Consider the following 22007-nt stretch of genomic DNA (forward strand, 5'->3'; position numbering starts at 1 on the left):
AAACCTTGAGTAAGATGGAAGAAACCATGATGTTCAAATCCCATCCAGGTGACAATTCACCGCGGGAAATATTGCAACAGGTTTATGCTGCACTGCAGGAGAAAGGATATGATCCGATCAATCAGTTGGTGGGTTATTTGATGTCCGGAGATCCTGTCTATATTACCAGTCATAATCAGGCCAGAACCAAAATCCGCAAGCTGGAACGTTATGAATTGCTGGAGGAACTGGTAAAATTTTATTTGCGCGATCTATAAAAAAAGATTTTCTTACTTTTTATTTTCACCTTTTTTCTTTAAGAATTTCTTTTGGCATCTGAATACCTTGCGTTTTTTTGAATTTTTTAAATTAACACAAATGGTTCTTATTTTTGCGTTGCGTTTGATTAGTTGCCCTCACAGTACGTGGGGGTTTCGTTTTGGAGGACAGTCATTTGCTGAAGGTCAAATTAGGGCTAAAGGGTCCGACGGTGTCGGAGATATGTTTTGGCAGCCTCGCGATTTCTCCGCTTCAGGGCAGAGTGAGCGAAGAGCAGGGAAGAGAGATCCTTCAATATGCGCTTTCAAGGGGGATAGACTGGGTCGATACGGCAGAAATCTATGAAAATTACAGTCAGTTAAAACCTGTTCTGGCCAGGAACCCCGAGATGAAAGTTGTATCCAAATCTTATGCGGTGACGCATCAGGAGCTGGATGTGAGTCTAGAGAAAGCCAGAAAGGAACTGGGCAGGGATTCTATTGATATCTTTCTGCTTCATGAGCAGGAAAGTCATCTGACGCTCAAAGGACATGCTGAGGCCTGGGAAGGACTGCTTGAAGCAAAGGCCAGGGGTCAGGTCGGGGCGATCGGAATCTCAACCCACGCAGTCCAAGGGGTAAGAGCAGGGGCTCTTCAGCCGGGTCTTGACGTGATTCACCCACTCATTAATTACCAGGGGCTCGGTATTATCGATGGAAGTCTTGAGGACATGCTGGAAGCTATTGCGTTTGCAGCTGAATTAGGTATCGGCATCTATGCGATGAAGGTTTTTGGCGGTGGGCACTTGGTAGCTGAACCGGAAAGAGCCGTGAATTTTATCCGGAGTATTCCAGGAATTCAGGCGATGGCCTTAGGCATGTCATCAATTCCGGAAGTAGACTATAACCTGGCACTGCTGAACGAGGAACCTATATCCGATGAATTGCGCCAAGCGGTTCTGCACCGGGAGAGAAAACTGTACATCGCCGACTGGTGCCAGGGCTGCGGAAAGTGCGTCGGCGGCTGCCCGCAAAATGCGCTTTATCTTAACAAGGGACAGGTCTGTCTGCAGACGGAAAGATGTGTTCTGTGCGGATACTGCGGCAGATATTGCCCGCATTTCTGTCTGAAGATTATATGATACCTTTTGTATAAAAAAATTTAAATAATATCTTCCGTAAACTGGGATAATAATAGCGGAGAAAAATGTTAAGGTATATAATTAGGATAAGAGACGTACATCTGAAAATAACAGAACCGTGATATCAAAATGTACAGACAGGGGGACGCTGTTATGAAAAAGAAAGTTCAGGAGTATTGCATTGAATGCGGCGAAATTACTGAATTCCTGTATGATGGCGAAGAATGGTTGTGTAAGAATTGCGGAAGTCACAATTCGCAGGGTGTAATGAACGACTCTATTCCATTAAACAACGATGACGAGCAGGACCGGGCGTAGACCCTACGTGGTCAGGCAGTTGCTGAGGTGCATGAATGAGGATAATGGGGCTGGATCTTGGTGAAAAGACGATTGGCGTCGCGATGAGCGATCCGCTGGGTATTACCGCCCAGGGAGTGGAAGTCATAAGAAGAAGCAGAAAAGAGAAAGAGCGGGAAGAATTAGCCCGCCTGATTCGGGAATACGAAGTGGATGAAATTGTTCTGGGATATCCGAAGAATATGAATGGGACACTCGGTGAAAGGGCGAAGCTGACGGAGGTTTTTGCGGAAGAACTTCGTGAAGGCTATTTACTGCCGGTGAAGTTGTGGGATGAAAGACTGAGCACCATCGGAGCCCAAAGGGCCTTGCTGGAGGCAGATCTATCCAGAGCAAAGAGAAAAAAAGTTATTGATAAGATGGCGGCAGTATTCATTCTCCAGGGATATCTCAATAGCAAGTGAACGGAAATTGAGATACCATTTGACTTTCTTTTCCTGCCAAGGTAGAATTACAATATCTGATTTGAAGAGGTGATACATATGTCCGATGAAATTAATAAGCAAGATGATCTTGATGATGAAGAGGTTTTTGATGTCATTGTCTTAAATGATGACGAAGGAAATGAAAACGAATTCATGCATCTTGCCACCCTCGAAGTTGAAGGCAGTACGTATTTCGTGCTTCTTCCTGTTGAAGAAACAGAAGAAGACGAAGAGGAAGCCGAAGCCATTATTCTGAAGCTTGGCAAAGATGAAAACGGTGAAGACATGCTCATGGATATCGAAGACGATGAGGAATGGGAAAAAGTCGCCGATGCCTGGGAAGAAATGGAAGACGAGTTTGACGAAGAATAAGCAGAAAATTTGTTCTTAAAAGTCATAAATAATTTAGAAACTCACGCTGGAAAGCGTGAGTTTCTTATTGACGAAAAAAAAGGTATAATAGCACATAGCAGGTTTGTCATTCAATCAAATCATTATTTTAGTCATCTAAATTCTGGGATAAGGAAAGAGAGAGGTAAAGTGGGGAGAAAACGCCGAAAGGCTCCTGTAAGAAAAAAAATCTATATGACTGGTATTATTTTGGTTTTGCTGCTTGTGCTGTTAGCCGGCGGATTATGGTGGTCAGGAAATTTAAAGCCGGTCTCCGATTCTTCCGATAAAGTTGCCTTTGTTCTGGAACCCGGTATGAATGCTTCTGAAGTTGCAGCCAAACTTGAAACTGACCATTTGATTCGTGAGGCAAATGTGTTCCGCCAGTTATGCCGGGTTAACAAAGCAGATTCCAAACTGGTTGCGGGATTATATTATCTTTCACCTTCCATGAGCGCCAGGGAGATCCTTGATACGCTGATGAAAGGACCGGAACCGGAAGTTGTCCGGATTACGATTCCGGAAGGATATACGGTTGCCCAGATTGTTGATAAGCTCGTCGAGAATAGCTTGGGAACGAAGAATGAATTTTATGACGCTATGGAACGATTCGATCAGGATAATTACAGCTTTTTGGCAGATATCCCTTCGGGTGAAAACCGGCTGGAAGGCTTTCTGTTTCCCGACACGTATTTCTTTGATAAAAAAGCTACGCCTTCAGAAACCATTGATCGATTTTTACAACGTTTTAAACAGGAGATGACGTCTGAGACCACGAACCGCCTGGCAGAACGGAATATGTCTGTTTTTGAGTGGCTTATCAAAGCTTCCCTTGTCGAGAAAGAAGCTAAGAAAGCTGAAGAAAGACCAATGATTGCAGGTGTATTTGAAAACCGTCTGAAAATTGGCATGCCGCTGGAATCCTGCGCGACGATTCAGTATATCTTGGGTGAAGTCAAACCGGTGCTGACCATTGCGGATACCCAGATCGACTCTCCGTATAATACGTACCGGCATACCGGGCTGCCTCCCGGCCCGATTGCGAACCCGGGTCATGCTTCTTTACAGGCCGCACTTTACCCGAAAGATACCGACTATTTCTTCTTTGTCGCCAAAAATGACGGGTCACATGCTTTTGCTGTTACCTATGAGGAACATTTAAAAAATGTAAGCATTTATCAATAAAAATATTTGCTAAAACGTGATGATTAATTGTTTAAGGTTTAAAATAATGCAGCGGAGTAACTGATGAAAAAACCGGAACTCCTGGCACCTGCCGGGGATTTTGAAAAGTTAAAATTTGCCTATGCGTACGGGGCTGATGCGGTATACGCAGGGGGGACTTCGTTTGGGTTGCGGGCTTATGCCGGGAACCTGAATGATGATGAACTTAAGCTGGGGGCCGAATATGCGCATAGACTTGGCCGGAAGATCTATATTGCCGTCAACATTTTTGCGCATGAGCAGGATTTTACCGGACTTAAGGATTATCTGATCAGATTAACGGAGCTTGAAATTGACGGGATTATCGTCTCTGATCCCGGGATACTGTCCATGGCCCGGAAGGAAACGCCGGATCTGCCCGTCCATTTAAGTACCCAGGCCAATTGTACGAATGCAGCCAGCGCCAATTTCTGGTTTTCCCAGGGTGTGCGCAGGGCCGTACTTGCAAGGGAACTTACACTGGAAGAACTAAAAACCCTCTGTCCCAAGGCCCAAGGCGAATTGGAAATCTTTGTCCATGGAGCCATGTGTATGTCGTACTCGGGACGCTGCCTTCTGAGCAATTATCTCACCGGTCGTGATGCCAACCACGGAGAATGTACCCATCCCTGCCGCTGGGGCTACGCGCTGGTCGAAGAGAAGAGACCCGGACAGTATTTTCCGCTGGAGGAAGATGTCAGGGGAAGCTATATATTTAATTCCCATGATCTTTGCCTTCTGCCCCATTTGCCTTTATTAAAAGATTTAAATCTGGCAAGCTATAAAATAGAAGGTAGAATGAAAAGCGCCTATTATGTAGCGAGTACGGTCAAAGTATATCGTGAAGCTTTGGACGTCCTGTGGGAACAAGGAGAAACAAAATTCAGGAAAAAAATTCCCTCCTGGCTTGCTGAAATGGACAAGGTGAGTCACCGTGACTATTCGACCGGATTCCTTTTTGGGAAACCGGGGGCTGAAGCGCATAACATTGAGACTTCCAATTATATCCGCGAATACAGTTTTGTCGGAAGAGTGCTGGAACAAGAGGAATGCGCGGCAATCGGGAAGGGAAGTGAATGCGGCCACTGGATAGAGCAGCGTAATCATTTCCGGCTAGGCGATGAGCTTGAGGTGCTTGCTCCGGAAGGAGAACCATGGATATTTAAAGTGAACGGCCTCTGGAGTTTGGATGGGGAGGAAACCAATGCAGCAAGGCATCCGCAGCAAAAGCTGAAGATCGCAGCTCCCGAGCCGTTGAAGCCTTTCAGTATCCTGCGCAAAGTAGCGCCTGCCCGTTAGTCATTGTTAGTAATCCGGGGGATTTTGCAATAATAAGGATGGTTTCGAAGAACAGCAGCCCGAAATAACAACGGTGCATAAAGACGGTGCATAAAGACACAGGAGAAAGACCAGATGAAAAAAGACGAGAATACGGAAAACGAAAATCTAAAAGCGAAATTGATTGTTGAAGAATCCCATAGCAGCTGGGAAGATTCTGATCTGCTGGTCAAAGCAAGGATTCCCCGCTCGGATATTCAGCTTTTGGCCAAATATGTCGAAGGACTTGGTCACCTGGGTGTGATCACAACGACCGATAAAGTCAACGGTGAAGTGATGATCCAAACGACTAGGCATTGCTGGCCGGAACTGGAAAAAGTACTCTCAACACTTCCTTTACAAATTGAGATTTTATCGCAATTGAAATTTGAGATTTCCTTGAACGCAAATTAGATATTCTATCAGAATCTTGTTGTTCTGAGAAAAATCCTATACTATTATAGTGTTATGGGTGATACGAGAAGAGTAGGAGAGACTTTCCGCATGAAAAAACACTGGCTGGCTGTCATCGGTGAAAATGAATTGTCAATAGCCACAATTGCTGTCGGAAAATCTAAAGAAATTGAGATACATAGGCATGCATCATACAAGGAACCGGGCGGTAAAAATATTGGCTATGCCGTGCCGGCCGGTTATGATGTTTCGGGTCTGAAGAACTGGCTTCAATACCAGCGGATACCGCTCCATAAACTAAAAATTGCCGTTTCGGGTCAAGGATTAATTACGACCATTATTACCCTGCCGAACATGGCGGATCAGGAACTCGAAAAATTTATTGCCGGAGATATGGATGAATATCTTGAACGGTATACCGATCATTATATTGTGGACTATCGCATCCTGAAGAAATATCAGGAAAACGGGGTACCCATGTTAAAAGTCCTCCTGGCAGCTTTCCCGGCCGAAAAAATGAAGCAGGTTCAGTCGTTCTGCCGGGATCTTGGGATTGAACCCAAGACGGTGGATCTTACTGCGGATTGCCTGGCTAGAATTTATTCTTTTTTGGCAGAAAGAGCGCCTGCTCATGCTCCCCAGGGAAATACGGAACAAGGACAAAACAATAATGATTTCGCGATTGTCTCTTTAAATCCGGGGCTGATTGAGTTTGTACTGTTGGAAAATGGCAGCTTCTTTTTGTATACCGATTTAAAAGTTAACACGGACGAGAAAACCGTCAATGCAGAAGAAACTCTCAATGCGGATGAAAGAAATCAAAATGCGAGTAGAACAGGCAATACCGAAAAACATGCTTTCCCCGAAGACTTGCCCCAATCAGCAGGCCAGGAACCATCTGATCTGTTAGATGAATTAATTGGGTTGGAGACCAAAGATGGCGAATATCCGCGGCTCGATTTTTATAAGGTCCAAAACCTGCGGAATCATCAAGAAACATTATCTCTGGAGGAATTAGAAGCCGCGGAATTCTATTATTCCCAGCTGGAATCCGTCAAATCGGTCAAAGAAAAAGATGAGTTTGTCCTGGAAGATTTATTTGTGCCTTACGAACTATTGGACGAGGAATTACCTATCTCGTCTACATATCAGGATTTAGAAAAAGAAATGGCCGCTAAAGCTGATAAAAAAGCTAACCTTAGTATGTACAGTTCGCCAAAAGAACTTTCCGATATTTCCGGCAAATTAGATTTAAGCCCGATCATATCCGCATTATCCAAGCTATTGAGCTTCTATTCCGACCGCCATGCCGGAAATTCGGTAGGGACAATCTATCTGACCGGGGAGTACAGCCTTTGGCCGGGATTGGAAGAATATTTTCGAAAAAGTTTAGGGATCAACACTGAAACGGGCTTTCCAAATAACTGGATGCCGCTGTTTAAGGCGGACGGGGATACAAGTCTAGCGGAAAACTGGCAGAAGTATGGCAGTCTGTATGGGCTCGCCTTACGTGAAGATATCCACTAACTGGAGGGGCAAATGAACGAAAGAACACAGTTTAATTTTGCGCTGCGCTGGGAAATTGAAGCCGGCAGCGGAAAACAGCCTGTTCGAAGAAAGCTTAGCGTCGTTGTTAGGATAATCGCTGTTGTTTTTGCTGTCATCATTCTAGCCTCCCCGTGGGTTTGGCAGCAAAAACTGGCCTTAGATTTAGAAAGGATTGAAGCCAGCATTCAGTCCTACAATGAAGTTGCTGCTGTCATGGCAGAAAACGACAGGCTCCGTTCCCTGATCACTGATCAGCGCAGCTTTCTGGAGCTTGGGACAAAGGGATCAATCAGCAATCCGGCAGTTGTAAGGAGTCAAATAGGCGGACTTCTGCCGGGAGACGCGCAGGTCACTTCTTTTCTGCTTCAGGCGGATAATATGGTCCAATTGCAGCTGATCCTGCCTAAATCAGTAAATATCCGCAGTTTAGAAAATATTTTTATTGATTCCGGTAGGTTTGAAAGTTTTGATATCCAAACGATTTCATTGAATGACAGGGGACAGACGTTAAATCTCGCTCTGAAACTGAAACCGCAGGAGAAATAGAAACGATGCGTATGAAGAAAAAAGGCATTTTAATAACAGGCCTGATCATTCTGCTCGGGATAGGCTATGTCTATCTGCTGGCCGGTCAGTTTGGGGTGCTGCAGAAGAATTCAGCTCAACGCTGCGAACGCGAGGCTTATCTGGTGACGTTGCAGAACAATTACATCAATTTGTCCGGGCTGAAACAGGAACAGACGGATTTAACAGCTCAAGCTGCTGAACTGGATCTGACCGTTCCGAAAAACCTGGTCAAACCGGATATGATGGTCTTTATTTTCAATCTGGCCAAAGACAGCGGGATCAATTCTCAGAATCTGACTTTTGAAGAGATGAAAGATGAAGGCAGTTATTCTTCGCTGGCTATGAATTTCTCCTGTACGGGGTCAACCGCCAAAATCTATGCTTTTGTGGAACGGCTTCGCAAGGTAAGTCAGTATAATCTGGCGCTGGACAGCATCCAGGTAAATGAAGGTGACGAAGATGCTGCTTCAGCCAAGATCAGGATCATTGCTTATGGTTATAAGGAATAAACAACTAAGGTGATTATAAACAAAAATGCATCCATTTTGGGGTATTGTTTTACTTGCTCAGGATGGTGTAGCCTTGCACAGATACTGCGCTCACACGTTCTCGCTGCTACAAACATAACCCCTTGCTAAGATGCCAAAACCTCTGGACTTTCTGCAAGTGAACCGTTGACATATTTAAAAGCTGCTGGTTTATGTTTGCTAAACGCAGCTGGCACTTGCGTTCACTTCGTATCTGTGCAAGGCTGCACTGCCCAAGGGAAAAGAAAAACTGCAAATGTAACACTTTATGGCTGAGTTTTGTACAGCCATTTTTGTTTGACCAAAAAATTTCCAGCTCAGGATAAGCAGTATTCTTCTGCTTGACGCATAGTTATTAAAAGAGCATGCGTAAGGAGTTGAAGGGTTAATGATTGCTGAAGCTTTTCTTGTCGGGCTTGCCTTATCGGTGATTAAGGGCGTTACCCTGCTGGTATCGTATATTAATAATAATGCGTTCCCCCAGCCGTTAGGAGAAAGGGAGGAAGCCGAATATCTGAGTATCCTGGCGGACTACAAAAATGCCGAAAGTTTTTCCAATGAACTTGTCGCAGAAAACGCGCGAAATAAACTGATTGAGCATAATCTGAGGCTGGTCGCGCATCTTGTGAAAAAATATGACGGAACCGGAGCGGACAGTGACGATCTAATTTCGATCGGGACCATCGGTTTAATCAAGGGCATCAATACGTTCAACACGGAAAAGGGAACCAGACTCGCCACCTATGCGGCACGCTGCATCGAGAATGAGATTCTGATGTATTTGCGCTCTTTGAAGAAATCCCGCGGGGAAGTGTCCATTTATGACCCGATTGGTACGGATAAAGAAGGAAACGCGATTAATCTGATTGATGTCCTGGGTACAGATCCGGATGCAATTTCGGATCAGGTGGAAAGTCAATTTGAACAAAGAGTGGTCCTGGAAAAACTCAAATATTTGACAGGAAGGGAACAAACGGTAATAAAACTTCGTTTCGGCCTGATGAACACGCCCAAAAAGACGCAGAGAGAGATAGCCAAACTGCTGGGAATCTCCAGGTCCTACGTCTCACGGATAGAGAAAAAAGCGGTGCAGAAACTGATGGAGGAAATGAAGGATCACCGGGAGAGATAACAACCTGTCAGGCACAACTTGCCTTAAACTTGCCAGAAACAGGTTGCTCTTGGATATTGAGCTGATATATAATTATTTGGTAATATTAAATGGAAAGCAGAGGAACCGGTATGCGCGGAATCTTACGACCGGATTTTCAATATGAGATGCTGCAGGATATCCAGGCAGAGGATCTGCAGGCAAATGGCATCAAAGGTTTGATCCTGGATCTGGACAACACCATCACACCTTGGAATGACAGAACTTTAACCGAAGACGTGATTGCGTGGTTTAAAAAAATGAATGACGCAGGAATTAAAGCCTGCATCGTTTCCAATAACAGAGGACCCGAAAGGGTTTCTGCGGTTGCTGATGTGCTGGAAATACTTTATGTTTACAGGGCCAAGAAACCGCAGAAAAAAGCTTTTCTGAGAGGGATTCGGGTCCTGGATATTCCGGAGTCCGAGGTCGCAGTGATTGGGGACCAGCTATTTACAGATGTTTTTGGCGGCAACAAGTTCGGACTTAAGACCATATTAGTTTCACCGATTGCTCAAAAGGAATTCCCGGGTACGAAAGTCCTGCGTTTTATGGAACGGCTGGTAGGCAGAAAAGCCAAGTATACCCGCCGTTAAAAACGCCGTTAAAATCTTAAGAATACGTAAGACTTCGTTCTTTATTTATCCACTTTCAGATGTCTATGAAGGGGACTGAGATACGCATGAAGTATGCCATCATCGGCTATCCTGTGGAACATTCCCTGTCTCCGAAAATGCACGAGGCGGGATTTAAGGCCGCCGGTTTGCCTGCAACCTACGACAGGATAACAGTTCAGCCGACTCAACTGGCTGAAGGTATCGGATATCTCAAAAATAACCACTATGACGGCTGGAACGTCACGTATCCGCTGAAGGAAAAAATCGTTCCTTATATGGATGTCCTTACTTCTGAAGCGCAGCGTATTGGCGCAGTCAACACAGTGAAAGTCCAAAACGGCAGATTGGTTGGGCATAACACGGACGGCGGCGGCTTTATTCAGGCTTTGCTCAGTAAGGGTTTTGTTTTTGAGGGTAAAGAAATTGTCATATTAGGGGCCGGAGGGGCTGCCAAAGCCATTGCGGCAGCCCTGGCATCCTTACAGGCAAAAATGCTTATTTTGAACCGAAGTGAGGAAAAAGCTGTGACACTTGCCGGACAAGTAAACAGACTCGGCGGAAATGCGGTCTCGGGTCTTTTGGCTCCCGGGTGCTGGCTGAAGGCTGTAGATTTACTGATTCAAACAACTTCGATTGGCATGAAAGACGAAGCGTATACGATTGATCTTCAAGGTCTTAATCCTTCGGCTTGGGCTGTTGACCTGATTTACCATCCAGCCGTTACAGATTTCATGGCCCAGGCCGATGCCTGCGGCTGCCGGTCCATGAATGGTCTGGATATGCTGCTGTTTCAGGGGGTCCTTGCCTGGGAATTCTGGCTGGAGCAGAAGGCCCCGCTGGACATTATGCGCAAAGCTTTACAGGAGAAACCAGGAGATAACAGGGGAGCGGAATGATGGCGAAAAAAAGGAACGGGTACTCATTGATTGAGATACTGCTGGTGCTTGCGCTATTATCAGGTGCAGCATTTACTTTCCTTGTGCACATTCCGCTGCAAATGGAGGAACGGAGACTGGAACTTTCAGCCGCAGTTCTTCTTCAGGATTTACGGGAAGTTCAGCAGACAGCTTTGGCGGAGAATGTTTGGTATAAAATTAAATTTTCTGTTTATACCGGTGAATATAAGATCTTCAGGCAGGGAGAATTTATCCGCAAAGTCAACCTGCAGAATGGGGTGCACTTTGCCAATAGTCCTTCTGATCTTACTTTTCGCCCGACAGGGACGCCTGACACCGGTCTGACGGTCATGCTGGCGTCAGGGGATTTAGAAAGAAATGTAATTGTTGCGCCTGTGATGGGCAGGATCAGGATGGAATAGAGAGGTGAAATTTCGTGTCCGATAGCCTGAATTCGATACCCCAAAATATTGTACTTATCGGCTTTATGGCGGCTGGAAAAAGCAGTATCGGCAAGCTTCTGGCCAGGGAACTCCGCTGGGGATTTCTGGATACGGACAGTGAGATCGAAAGAGTGACAGGGTTGAAAATCCCGGAAATATTTCAAAAATACGGTGAAGCAAGGTTCCGGTCGGAAGAAAATCTGCTGGTTCATAAGATTTCCGGATTTACCAATACAGTTATTGCCACTGGCGGAGGAACAGTTCTAAATCCGGAAAACTGGAATATTCTCCACGGACTTGGGAAGTTGGTTTACCTATATGTTCCATTGGAGATTGCTTTACAGAGAGCAAAAGAACATCACGATCGGCCGCTTCTTTCCAGCAGCGAGCCGGAACAAATAGAAAAGCTCTGGAGAGACCGGGAAGTGATTTATAGAAAGGCGCCTGTAACAGTTGACACATCGGACAAAGATGTTCAAACAGTTGCGGCGGAGATCCTCGAACTGCTGAAAGGAGAACACATTACAGCATGATACAGAGAATAGATGTCAGCGGAGGACACGGTTACCCGCTGTTACTGGGAGCCACTTTGGACGAGCTTGGCGGTCATTTGAAAACAGCATACGGCACGAGCGGGCATTATCTTCTCATCTCCAATGATGTTGTGGCCGGATACTATGCAGATAAACTTTTGGACGGAATGAAGGACTTAAAGACCGATTTGATGATTGTTCCTGACGGTGAACAGGAGAAATCACTGGACAGGATCAGTAAACTGACGGAACAGGCGCTGCAATTCAAAGCGGACAGGGACACTATGGTGCTGGCCCTCGGCGGAGGGGTGATCGGGGATTTGTCCGGATTTTTTGCAAGTATTTTTATGCGTGGAATGCGTTACATCCATATTCCGACCACCTTGCTGTCCCAGATTGATTCGAGTATTGGCGGCAAGGTGGCGGTGAACCATCCTTCCGGTAAAAACCTCCTGGGATCCTTTTATACTCCCCAGGCTGTCTGGACGGATTTTGACACCTTGCAGACGCTTCCGTGGGAAGAGATGCGGAACGGGCTTGCCGAAACCATTAAACACGCGCTTGTCGCTGATCCGGATTTGTTTGAATTCATCGAAGAACATGCTGAAACCATCAAAGGGTTGGACTATAAGGTCATCAAGGAAATGTCCCTGCGGTCTCTGGCTGTCAAAGTTAAGATTGTCACTGAGGATGAGAAAGAAAAGGGAAACAGGATGCTGCTGAACCTCGGACACAGTTTTGGGCATGCTTTGGAGACAGAGGAAGCCTATCAGGGTGTTATGCATGGCGAAGGGGTCAGTATTGGGATTGCCGCTGCAGCGAATCTGTCCAGAGAAAGAGGTTTGGTCAACGACAAACAGCTGGACAGAATCCTGAATCTCTTAATGAAAATGGACCTGCCCACTACGGCCAAAGCGCATGATCCGGCAGTACTGCTCGGACACATGTCTGCAGATAAGAAGAATAAGGCCGGTAATAAGGTGCTGATTCTGCCGGTCGGCATCGGGAGATCGGTCGTCGCTGCAGACTGTAACGATGAAGAAATCCTCAGGGCCTGGGAAAAAGTCATCATTTAGGTCAAATAAGTACTAATAATATAAATTGCAGAACAAAAAAGATTTACAGCAGTACCTTTTTGCTGTTCCCAAAAAGTACCAACTTTAAAGGAAATAGAATATTTGTGTAGAAAATATGTAATTAATTTACATATTTTTTTGTTTTATCAGAGACAAGAAAGGAATTGTTATGCCAAAAGGTTGCAAGAACGGTTTTACTTTATGGGAAGTATTATTGGTCATCGCTTTATTGGGAATACTGGCCTCCATGGTTCTGCCTGGTTACAGCAGCAGTATCGACAGTACGGAATCAGAAGTACACAAAGTCAATGTGCTCAAAATAGAAAGCGCAGTAAGGCTATACCGTTTGGATACGGGCAGCAGTCCGGAAAGTCTTGATGATCTGATGACCTGCCCTTCAGCTGATCTAAACTGGCAGGGACCCTATCTTGAGGAAATGCCGGCCTGCCCGTTTGATCCAAATAAACATTATGTGCTTGATGAGAGTGGAAAAGCAGTGATACGTTGAGGATTTACAAATCAATCTGCTTGGGGAGGTGCCGGAATGAACGCTAAGAAAAAAGGTTTTGTTTTGCTTGACGTTTTAACAGGGCTCTTTATTTTTAGTCTGGGATTTGCAGTCATGTTGGCATTGATCAATACGGCATATATCAAGAGCAGCCATACCGACAATACCCTACAGGCAGTCAATCTTGCCAGTTCGACAGCGGAGGAAATCACGGCGGTCCTGCTAGATGATCCTTCTGCCGTTTATCATTATCTGAGCGGGACAACGCGTGATGAATCTGGACAGTTTTCCAGAACCGTCTGTTGTGAATGGGATTCTCCAAATCTGCTTAAAATTTCTGTAAAAATTAACTGGACTGAGTTGGAAGATCAAAAAGAGTTCAAGCTGACCTATCTGCATTATATTACAGAGTAATTATTAATTTGGGAAAATAAGTAAATTATTTAGCAGGAAATATAGGAAATATGTAGAAATATAGTAAATGAGTTAATAAATGGTAATAAATAGATGGGAATTTTACCATGTTGGTTGGAGTAACTTATGGCTGGGCTGACAAAGAAAACGGGACGGCAAAATGACAAGGGATTTACGCTGTTAGAAGTTCTTGTTTCTCTGGTCATTACCGGAATCGTTGCTGCAATGGTTTTTCAATTATACATCAGTCAGTACCGGATGGCTAAGGGGCTGATGGCAGACGCCGATCTTTCCTTTGCAGCTGTCCGGGCGGGTCAGGTTCTGACCGCAGCTATTTCCACGGCAGAAAGTGTAGTATGGACAGGTAAAGTATTACGTATCAATTATCTTGAGAACGGTAAGGCCATGACAGACAGCTACTATCTTGCTGACAAGGACTTTAACGGAGTTCCGGACTTGTACCGTGAACATCTCGGTGTTCCGACTCCGGTAGCAAGCAGGATTTATGAATTTTATTGTACTGGAGTTAAGGATGGGTTATGGCAAATTTCTCTAGTGGCAGAACAGGCGGAGAACGCCGTCACCTGGCAAAGAACTGTCCGTGTAAGAAGTTCTTCGGATTAAACAAAGAGAGCGGAAATGTGTCTCTGCTTATACTTCTTGTTACGTTTTCTTTATCCTGGATGGGGGTTCAGACCTTTATTCTGATCAGCTCACAGGAACGTATCGTTGCCTGTGAGGCCCAAAAAGTCAAGACTGCTTATATGGCTGACAGCGGACTTGAATACGCCAAAGCAGTTCTTGCTCATGATCCTTCCTGGCAGGGGAGCATTCAATACGATTCGGAAGGAATGGTTGTTGAAATTGAAGTCATACGGGCCAACGATGTAACGCAAATCACATCCAGGGCAACAATGGGGAATATGAAACAGTGCAGGGTTGGGGAGCTTGTGTTGGGAGAAGACGGGAAGTACGACCTTACCGGGTACAGGTACGTTTATGATTGATCAGTCCAAACCAGGATTTTGGAAAGATTTTGTGCTTAAAGAGCTTTTTGTGTATGCCCGTGAGAACAAGGTGCTTATTTCTGATGCCGATGAGATAGCTACTCAGCTTGCCCTGCTTGACCAGGGAGCAAAACTTGAAGAACTTCTTGCAGCGTATTTGGCAGAAGAGGAAATCCTGGAATTTAAAAGCCGGATATCAGGAATTAACATGATCAGTCTTGCTGAGAGACCTGTCAATGTTTCAGCAGCAAAATTGGTTTCGGAAGAACTGGCCCGGAAATATACGCTGATTCCGATTGCGGCTCAGAATCAAAGAATCATCATCGCTATGGCGGATCCTACAGATAGAACCGCGTTGGATGATGTGATGCTTTTCACCGGATATCAGGTTGATCCGCTCCTAGCTTCCGCTGAAGAAATCAAAATTGCAATCCGAGAATGTTTTACATTGGAAAGATCAACTGGGGAACATGCTGTTCTAAATCCAAACGATTCAGTGAGCTGGAAGATTGAAGAAAATGTCAATGCCCAGGAAACGCCGGTCGTTAGCCTTGTTGATTCGCTGTTCCGACAGGCTGTTATCGAAAAAGCAAGTGATATACACTGGGAACCGATCGAAACCGGATTCAGCGTGAAATTTCGGATAGACGGGCTGCTGATGGTTAAGGAAAACTTGCCAAAGGATCTGTCCAGAAGTGTTACCGCCCGCTTGAAAGTCATGTCGGGTCTGGATATAACCCAAAGACGTCTCCCTCAGGATGGCAGAATCATGCTGGACATTTCTGATAAGAAAATTGATGTCAGAGTTTCTACTTTTCCGACTGTCTATGGAGAAAAAGTCGTGACCAGGATTCTGGATGAAAAGACCGCACGTCTCTCCCTAGAAGAACTGGGTATGCGGGAGGATGTCGAATATCAAATTCGAAAGCTTATCCGCCAGCCGCATGGGCTGATCCTCATTTCCGGTCCGACCGGGAGCGGCAAAACCACCACATTATATGCCCTGATCCGGGAGCTGCCGTCCGAAACAATCAATATGGTATCCATCGAAGACCCTGTCGAATACCGGCTGCCGGGAGTCAGTCAGGCTCAGGTCAATGCTGGTATTGGCCTGGACTTTGCAAGTGGCCTGAGATCCATTCTTCGTCAGGATCCGGATGTTATTATGGTAGGGGAAATAAGAGACAGAGAAACCGCCAAAATTGCAACAGCGGCTGCAATGACCGGGCACCTTGTTTTATCTACCGTTCATACCAATACTGCAGCAGAAGCGCTTACCCGTTTATTGGATATGGATATCGATGCCTATATGGTAGCTTCGGCGGTTTGCGGGGTACTGGCTCAGAGACTTGTCCGGAGACTATGCCTGAATTGCCGGAAATTAAAACCGGTTTTAGCTGAAGAGAAACAAATTTTTCACGGGGAAGCCGTATCAGCTATTTATGAACCGGCAGGCTGTTCCAAGTGCCATGGGACCGGATACAACGGCAGGATAGGGATTCATGAATATCTTCCCTACAATCAGGAAATTAAGGAACTAATTCTGCAAAAAGGCAGTGCCGCCAGCCTGGAAAAGGCCTCCCGAAAATCCGGAATGCTTACGCTGAAAGAAGATGCGCTTAGGAAAGTTGCTGCCGGAATGACTTCGCTGGAAGAAATCATGAGACTGTGGGCGGAAATATAGACTGTGAAAATAAGAAGGTTTGCAAATGCTCTGGAAATGGAAGGCCGTTGATCAAAATAGCAAGATACGGAAGGGCTACTGGGCGGATGCTGACCGGGGCAGGGTTGTTTCCGGCCTAAGGGAACAGCATTTATATCCGATGGAGATCACCAGGGCCTTGTTTACTTCGGTATGGATCAAGTACAAGACAGGAAACCGAAAACTGTTTTGGGGGAGGACGACACGCAAGCTTGGAACCATGCTCGAGGCAGGCATTCCATTGCTCTCGGTATTAGATGTCATTGCGGAAAGGGAAACAACCGGTTTACATAAAAATCAGTGGAAGCAGGTTAGCCGGTCACTTCAGGCCGGAGTTGAACTTCATGTCAGTTTACAAGGCATCATACCCTCCGCGGGGCACGTCTTTTATACGATGGTTAAAGCCGGAGAAAGAAGCGGGACCCTGCCGGCCGCACTGCTCGATGTCGCGGATTATCTTGAAGACGAATATTTTTTTGAAAAGAAATTTAAAAATACTTTATTTTATCCGTTGCTGCTTCTCGTTGCAGCTTTAGTTATTGTCTATGCGCTCAGTGTTCTCATTCTGCCGATGTATGAAACCCTTTTTCGGGGATTTGAGACGGAATTGCCGCTGGCGACAAAAATGATGTTTAAAGTGGGCGGCTGTATCCCCTATTTGACAGCCGTTATCCCTGTTCTGGCCATTGTGGTGTGGCTGTTGAATAAAAAAGGACATTCCTTTATCATACCCGGAACCGGCAAGATCAACAGAACCAGGCAGCTCATTCAATTTTGCTCCGTCCTGGGAAGATTGCTGGACGCCGGACTTTCCGTGCAGGAATCACTGCTCCTGGTCAAAACCTTTTTCAAGGATCGCTTAATGCAGGAATTGACCGCGCAATTAATCTTCGCGGTTAATGAAGGGAGAAGGATGTTCCCCGTCATCATGACGAGCAAGCTGTTTCCTGCCGAAGCTGCCAAGATGCTGGAAGTGGCCGAGGAATCCGGCAGACTCAGTGAGATGCTTGCGTATCTGACGCAGATGTTCAAAAAGGAGCTGGAGGAACGGATTCAACAATATACGAAGCTCTTAGAGCCTGCTTTAGTATTGATGATGGCCGGTATGGTTGGTTTTGTTGCGATAGGGGTTCTTCTGCCGATTTTCGATATCAGCTCACAGATTCATTAACTTCGTACAAGCAAAAATAGGTTTATTTTACTGACAAATTTACATGCCATCTAACACGGGCCAAAAGGAAAGAGACCTTTAATAAGATAAAAGAACTTTAATAAAATACAGGGAGGAATGTCTTGCGTGGTGAAAAATGAAAAAGGGTTTACCCTTCTGGAAGTTATGCTGGTTGTCGTCATTCTGGCCATTCTGGCCGCCATTGTCATCCCGCGTTTTATTGGGAATGCGGAAACGGCCCGGGAGAAAGCAGATATCACAACAGGACGTGAAGTCAAAGCGGCACTGGACAGATATCAGGTCGACAACGGAATATATCCGAAGATTGATGAGCTTTCTGCTGCAAACGGGACAATCACGGGTTCCGGACTTATCCCTGATTATATTGCCAGACTTGATTCAACGGTGACGCAGCAAAAAGCTGAGGCAGGGAAAACGGGGTTTGGTATTGAGGAAATTACCGGAAATACCTTTCCGGACCCCGGAAATTTGATTATGGTATATCTAAGTTCGGATGGATCTCAGGCTGAAGTTAAAGTTTTTGACGAAAGTCTTGCCAGTACTTTATGGTCGTCTATTTAGAAGGCAGGCCGAAAAAAATGCTTTTTTTAGAGATTGATGCCCAAGAAATAAGATTTCTTTATCGCTCGAAGCGGCTTGGAAACATGGGTTCCGAGATTGTCGTTTCCAGCTTTCCACTAGAGACTTTTTCAGGGTCCGAAGGCAGTGACGCCGAAGAAAATCTTAAAATGGTTCTAGATGAATATCGTCAAAAAGACTGTCAGGGACGATTCGGGCAACGAAAATGTTCGAGAAAAGTCCCTGTTTATCTGTTGCTTCCTTTTAAGAACGGGCTGATCAGGGAATTTTGTATTCCTTGGGTTGTTCCGAAGTATCGGGATAAAACAGTTCATTTCTGGCTTGAACAGGAAGTTCCGGTTCCAATCAGCGAACTTTGTTATGAATACGTGGTATTGGACGAGAAGAAGGATGAATATCTTCGGATCAGCGTCATTGGCGTAAGGAAAACTACGCTTGAGTTTTATGCCCGGTGTCTTCAGCAGACGGGATATGAACTTTGCGGTGCTGAATATACTGTTCAGGCATTTGGCGGGATACTGGCACCTTTAAAAGAAAAAAGAATTCTTTGCCTGTTTAAACTTGATAATCAAAATATCCAGGCTGTCCAATATCGCAATGGCTTGCCGGAAGTGATAAGGGTGATCCCGGGCAGTGAACCGGAGACTCCAAAATATCAGATTTATACTGCGTTGAAAGACTGCACAATTCATTTCAATATCGTTGTCACGGATGGAAGCGCTAAAGCCGCCCGGATCGCAGATATCCTGATTGATTCAGGAGAGACTGAGGGTGTCCGGACGCTGGAATCCGTTTATCAGGAATTTGATTCCAGTGATTTTTCGGCAGATAGCTATTCTATGAATTTTCATCACCTGGCACTGCTGGCTGGCTGGCAAAGAGTGAAAGAAAAGAAAAACTGCAATTTGGGCTGCATTTTTTTGCGGCCAGCCAAAATAAAAACATGCCTGCTGGTCCTGATGATTTTTATTGGAATGGTCTTCGGGATAGGTTGTTATTGCTATCCGCTAATCAATCATATTTCTGAGCACCAGATAGAAATTACGGCACTGCAGGAACAGGTCGATGAACTAAACGCGGAACGGAAAAATCAGATCTGGTCGGAATGGGAACGGAACCGCAGCGATACATTTGGGGATTTAACAATGGTTCAGAAGTCCTTAGCCAGCCTTAACAGCAGTATACGTTTGAATCGTCTGAGCTATCGGCAGAATACGCTGTACCTATATGCGGACTGTTCCGATAATCTTAGTATCACAAGTTTAATCGGGGTTTTGACGGAAGAAGGCTGGAGGGAACCAGTCCTGACCGATTATGATTATCGGGATAAAACAATTTCGTTCTGCTTGCGTGTAGAAAGAAAAATTTGAAGTGAGGTGAAGATGTGTCTTTTAAATACCTTCAATTTTTAAAGCACTTTTTATCTGATAGAAACATCTCATCTCAGAGAGACTTCTTATCTGAGCCTGCTACAAGGTGGCGGTTTTTAGATAAGTTAAGTTTAAGCAGAATTGTGATTATGGGCGCGAGTATCATTCTATTGACCGTCATCGCAGTCCAGGTCCTGGCAGTGCGACCGCTGACTCGGCAACTAGATACCGTCAGTGCAAAAGAAAACTTACTCCGGCAGGAATACCAGGACATTCTAGCAGAAGGGGCCAAGAACAATCTGCTGATACCGGATCGCGCCGATCTTCCGCATATGCTGGAACAGATCAATCATTGCCTCAAATCCGAAAATGTTTTGGTTAAGGCAATGAATATCAACCAGCCGTCAATGAAAAGAGGGGATTTCTTTCAAGCCACGATCAAAGTAAACGGAGAAGGGGAACTGAAGAAAATACTCCGGGCGGTGAATACAATTCAGCTTCAGAAGGAGGCCCCTTTTTTGATTCAGGAACTGGATTATGTAAACGGAGAAGCGGAAGTTCGTCTGAGTATTCTTATTCGCTCCGAATAGAGAGGGCGACTTTGATCATTTCCTACCTAAATATTTATACTTATCCTATTCATTTTCATCTATTTTCTCGAGCGATTTCTTAATTGAGACCGCTGCAGACATTAACGCGTCAAGCTCTTCAGCGGACAGTAGATCCAGCTTTGATGAAAGTCCGGTTTCTACATGCGTATAGATCTCATTAAGAGCGTTTCTTCCCTCTTCGGTCAGCCGGACATAGACAATACGAAGATTATTCTTATCAAGATAACGCTCAACGTAACCCTTTCTCAGCAATTCACCAACGATGATGGTAAGCTGCTGCTTCGAGACCAATAGGTCCCGACCGAGTTCTGACATGGTCATCTCACTATGACTTGACAGCGCGATCAGGGCGTACTTTTGCGAAGGCTTTACATTCACTTTGCAATTTGATTCTATGGGCCGGGTTAGAATCTTGCGAAAAAGATGCCCGACATCGGTTAGTTCCTTTAGTAGTTCAGATTTATTCTGCATGATCGTTACACCTTATTACATCATTTTATTACGGTAAAAAATATTTTACTTTACCGTTGACAATGGTAACATCCGGTAGTATCATTGTCAACGGTAAAGTTTTTTTTACCATAAAGTAAATATTACTTCGGGAGGGGTAAAGTATATGAAATAGTAGGAAATATCGTATGAATAACAGGTGGTTTGTCAGGGATCGTCAGGAATTGGACTAGCGGGAACAAATATGAAGTAAGCGCTTGTCCCAAAATGAGAATTTAGGAGGGGAAGTTATGTCAATAGAAATAACCAATATACAGATTTTTGATGGCATAAAATTAACGAATCATAAATCGGTTGTGATTGAAAATGGTTTATATCCCACGAAACCAAAGGAGACTCTGTGATTGATGGCGAGGGGGGCACACTGCTGCCCGGACTGATTGACGCGCATGTCCATATGGAAGCATTAAGTGACCTGGAAAATGCTGTAAAGTACGGCGTTACCACTATGCTTGATATGGCGGCTCATTCCACGGAGTTTATAAACAGCCTGAAAAAACGCCCGGGATTTTCGGATGTATTGACTTGTTACACAGCTGCTCTTTATCCTATTGACGACCCAAAAGGTTTTGTTGCCGATCAGGTTAATAAAGGTGCTGATTATATAAAAATTATCATTGAGGATCAACCGCGTATGGCGGAAAAGGCCTTATCCCCGGAAACAATTACCGCCTTGACAGAGGCTGCACACGAACATAAACTTCTGGTATTTGCCCATGCTGTATCGATGGCCACTTTCAAAACAGCCATTGACGCAGGTGTTGATATTATTACGCACATTCCGGTTGAAGCCCCGATTACGCAATCCCTGATCGAAGAAATGTTGGAAAAAGGGATCATTACGGTTCCTACTTCGGGCATGATGAAAAAAACGATCGCTTTTCTAAATCGTATGCCCAATCTCAACTTGGATTCACAAAATATTGATATTATACTAAAAACCTTAATGAATGCGGGGATACCAGTCATTGCAGGTACGGATGCAAATCATGCGCCCTTTGCCCCTGCCAGAATCGATCACGGTATTGGTTTGCTTGATGAAATCGAAGCGTTTGTGGCTGCAGGCATGACTCCCGTACAGGCTCTACAAAGCGCAACCAGCCTTCCTGCCAAATTGTTTGGCTTTAAAGACAGAGGCATGATTAAACCGGGTCACAGGGCGGATCTGCTTTTGGTTGATGGTGACCCTACCACCGATATTAATGCGCTCCATAAAGTTAAACGCGTTTGGGTCAATGGGATTGAGTCATTTATAAACGAATAAAGGAAATGT

General features: G+C 45.1%; 28 protein-coding genes. 27 read left to right on the plus strand and 1 reads right to left on the minus strand.

Annotation, left to right across the window (positions count from 1 at the left end; translation table 11 throughout):
- The first annotated feature begins 14 nt into the window (after positions 1-14).
- The 26 genes from AAH944_RS05780 to AAH944_RS05905 all read left to right on the plus strand — a co-directional run bounded on the left by AAH944_RS05780 (position 15) and on the right by AAH944_RS05905 (position 20203).
- Positions 15-257 carry an IreB family regulatory phosphoprotein gene (locus tag AAH944_RS05780; RefSeq protein ID WP_020491685.1) on the plus strand — a complete coding sequence of 81 codons (243 nt, stop codon included), beginning with the start codon at positions 15-17 and terminating at the stop codon, positions 255-257.
- 161 nt (positions 258-418) lie between these two features.
- A complete protein-coding gene (locus tag AAH944_RS05785) occupies positions 419-1378 on the plus strand; it encodes an aldo/keto reductase (protein WP_415537227.1) in 960 nt (319 codons plus the stop codon).
- A 153-nt stretch (positions 1379-1531) separates the two neighbouring features.
- Positions 1532-1696, plus strand: a complete 165-nt coding sequence (locus AAH944_RS05790; protein WP_015042477.1) for a hypothetical protein — start codon at positions 1532-1534, stop codon at positions 1694-1696.
- Between the two features lie 35 nt (positions 1697-1731).
- Positions 1732-2139 carry a Holliday junction resolvase RuvX gene (ruvX, locus tag AAH944_RS05795; RefSeq protein WP_415537230.1) on the plus strand — a complete coding sequence of 136 codons (408 nt, stop codon included), beginning with the start codon at positions 1732-1734 and terminating at the stop codon, positions 2137-2139.
- Positions 2140-2217: 78 nt separating this feature from the next.
- Positions 2218-2532 carry a DUF1292 domain-containing protein gene (locus AAH944_RS05800; RefSeq protein ID WP_015042479.1) on the plus strand — a complete coding sequence of 105 codons (315 nt, stop codon included), beginning with the start codon at positions 2218-2220 and terminating at the stop codon, positions 2530-2532.
- 168 nt (positions 2533-2700) lie between these two features.
- On the plus strand, positions 2701-3735 hold the full coding sequence (gene mltG / locus AAH944_RS05805; RefSeq protein ID WP_415537232.1) for an endolytic transglycosylase MltG: 1035 nt from the start codon (positions 2701-2703) through the stop codon (positions 3733-3735).
- A 63-nt stretch (positions 3736-3798) separates the two neighbouring features.
- Positions 3799-5052 carry a peptidase U32 family protein gene (locus tag AAH944_RS05810; protein ID WP_415537234.1) on the plus strand — a complete coding sequence of 418 codons (1254 nt, stop codon included), beginning with the start codon at positions 3799-3801 and terminating at the stop codon, positions 5050-5052.
- Positions 5053-5166: 114 nt separating this feature from the next.
- Positions 5167-5484: a DUF4911 domain-containing protein gene (locus AAH944_RS05815; RefSeq protein WP_415537236.1), complete on the plus strand. Its 318-nt coding sequence runs from the start codon at positions 5167-5169 to the stop codon at positions 5482-5484.
- Positions 5485-5538: 54 nt separating this feature from the next.
- Positions 5539-7011: a pilus assembly protein PilM gene (pilM, locus tag AAH944_RS05820; protein ID WP_415537238.1), complete on the plus strand. Its 1473-nt coding sequence runs from the start codon at positions 5539-5541 to the stop codon at positions 7009-7011.
- A 12-nt stretch (positions 7012-7023) separates the two neighbouring features.
- Positions 7024-7578, plus strand: a complete 555-nt coding sequence (locus tag AAH944_RS05825; protein WP_415537240.1) for a hypothetical protein — start codon at positions 7024-7026, stop codon at positions 7576-7578.
- A 5-nt stretch (positions 7579-7583) separates the two neighbouring features.
- Positions 7584-8108 (plus strand): type 4a pilus biogenesis protein PilO, encoded by a 525-nt coding sequence (pilO, locus tag AAH944_RS05830; RefSeq protein WP_415537242.1) that lies wholly within the window; start codon positions 7584-7586, stop codon positions 8106-8108.
- A 406-nt stretch (positions 8109-8514) separates the two neighbouring features.
- Complete coding sequence (gene sigK, locus AAH944_RS05835; RefSeq protein ID WP_415537244.1) at positions 8515-9258, plus strand: RNA polymerase sporulation sigma factor SigK; 744 nt, start codon at positions 8515-8517, stop codon at positions 9256-9258.
- Between the two features lie 89 nt (positions 9259-9347).
- Positions 9348-9872 (plus strand): YqeG family HAD IIIA-type phosphatase, encoded by a 525-nt coding sequence (locus AAH944_RS05840; RefSeq protein WP_415537246.1) that lies wholly within the window; start codon positions 9348-9350, stop codon positions 9870-9872.
- Between the two features lie 86 nt (positions 9873-9958).
- Complete coding sequence (aroE, locus tag AAH944_RS05845) at positions 9959-10789, plus strand: shikimate dehydrogenase (RefSeq protein WP_415537248.1); 831 nt, start codon at positions 9959-9961, stop codon at positions 10787-10789.
- Positions 10789-11211 (plus strand): prepilin-type N-terminal cleavage/methylation domain-containing protein, encoded by a 423-nt coding sequence (locus tag AAH944_RS05850; RefSeq protein ID WP_415537250.1) that lies wholly within the window; start codon positions 10789-10791, stop codon positions 11209-11211. Before aroE ends, AAH944_RS05850 begins: the two co-directional genes overlap by 1 nt.
- A 14-nt stretch (positions 11212-11225) precedes the next feature.
- A complete protein-coding gene (locus tag AAH944_RS05855) occupies positions 11226-11765 on the plus strand; it encodes a shikimate kinase (protein ID WP_415537252.1) in 540 nt (179 codons plus the stop codon).
- Positions 11762-12841: a 3-dehydroquinate synthase gene (gene aroB / locus AAH944_RS05860; protein WP_415537254.1), complete on the plus strand. Its 1080-nt coding sequence runs from the start codon at positions 11762-11764 to the stop codon at positions 12839-12841. The genes AAH944_RS05855 and aroB overlap by 4 nt, the downstream gene beginning before the upstream one ends.
- A gap of 169 nt (positions 12842-13010) precedes the next feature.
- The gene (locus AAH944_RS05865) at positions 13011-13349 is read left to right on the plus strand and encodes a type II secretion system protein (protein ID WP_415537256.1); all 339 of its coding nucleotides are present in this window, start codon (positions 13011-13013) and stop codon (positions 13347-13349) included.
- A gap of 36 nt (positions 13350-13385) precedes the next feature.
- Positions 13386-13763, plus strand: a complete 378-nt coding sequence (locus AAH944_RS05870) for a type IV pilus modification PilV family protein (protein WP_415537258.1) — start codon at positions 13386-13388, stop codon at positions 13761-13763.
- A gap of 126 nt (positions 13764-13889) precedes the next feature.
- Positions 13890-14387, plus strand: a complete 498-nt coding sequence (locus AAH944_RS05875) for a type II secretion system protein (RefSeq protein ID WP_415537260.1) — start codon at positions 13890-13892, stop codon at positions 14385-14387.
- Between the two features lie 17 nt (positions 14388-14404).
- Positions 14405-14770 carry a hypothetical protein gene (locus AAH944_RS05880; protein ID WP_415537262.1) on the plus strand — a complete coding sequence of 122 codons (366 nt, stop codon included), beginning with the start codon at positions 14405-14407 and terminating at the stop codon, positions 14768-14770.
- Complete coding sequence (locus tag AAH944_RS05885) at positions 14763-16454, plus strand: GspE/PulE family protein (protein ID WP_415537797.1); 1692 nt, start codon at positions 14763-14765, stop codon at positions 16452-16454. The genes AAH944_RS05880 and AAH944_RS05885 overlap by 8 nt, the downstream gene beginning before the upstream one ends.
- A 25-nt stretch (positions 16455-16479) precedes the next feature.
- Positions 16480-17643, plus strand: a complete 1164-nt coding sequence (locus tag AAH944_RS05890; RefSeq protein WP_415537264.1) for a type II secretion system F family protein — start codon at positions 16480-16482, stop codon at positions 17641-17643.
- A gap of 126 nt (positions 17644-17769) precedes the next feature.
- A complete protein-coding gene (locus tag AAH944_RS05895) occupies positions 17770-18225 on the plus strand; it encodes a type II secretion system protein (RefSeq protein ID WP_415537266.1) in 456 nt (151 codons plus the stop codon).
- Complete coding sequence (locus tag AAH944_RS05900) at positions 18210-19613, plus strand: hypothetical protein (RefSeq protein ID WP_415537268.1); 1404 nt, start codon at positions 18210-18212, stop codon at positions 19611-19613. Before AAH944_RS05895 ends, AAH944_RS05900 begins: the two co-directional genes overlap by 16 nt.
- 149 nt (positions 19614-19762) lie before the next feature.
- Complete coding sequence (locus tag AAH944_RS05905; RefSeq protein ID WP_415537270.1) at positions 19763-20203, plus strand: hypothetical protein; 441 nt, start codon at positions 19763-19765, stop codon at positions 20201-20203.
- Positions 20204-20248: 45 nt separating this feature from the next.
- Here the strand turns inward: AAH944_RS05905 and AAH944_RS05910 are convergent, their stop codons facing one another.
- The gene (locus AAH944_RS05910; RefSeq protein WP_415537272.1) at positions 20249-20695 is read right to left on the minus strand and encodes a MarR family winged helix-turn-helix transcriptional regulator; all 447 of its coding nucleotides are present in this window, start codon (positions 20693-20695) and stop codon (positions 20249-20251) included.
- A 379-nt stretch (positions 20696-21074) separates the two neighbouring features.
- Here AAH944_RS05910 and AAH944_RS05915 point away from each other — a divergent pair, with 379 nt between their 5' ends.
- On the plus strand, positions 21075-21998 hold the full coding sequence (locus AAH944_RS05915; protein WP_415537274.1) for an amidohydrolase family protein: 924 nt from the start codon (positions 21075-21077) through the stop codon (positions 21996-21998).
- Positions 21999-22007: the final 9 nt, after the last annotated feature.

Source organism: Dehalobacter sp. CP, from assembly GCF_047652685.1.
Lineage (GTDB): Bacteria > Bacillota > Desulfitobacteriia > Desulfitobacteriales > Syntrophobotulaceae > Dehalobacter.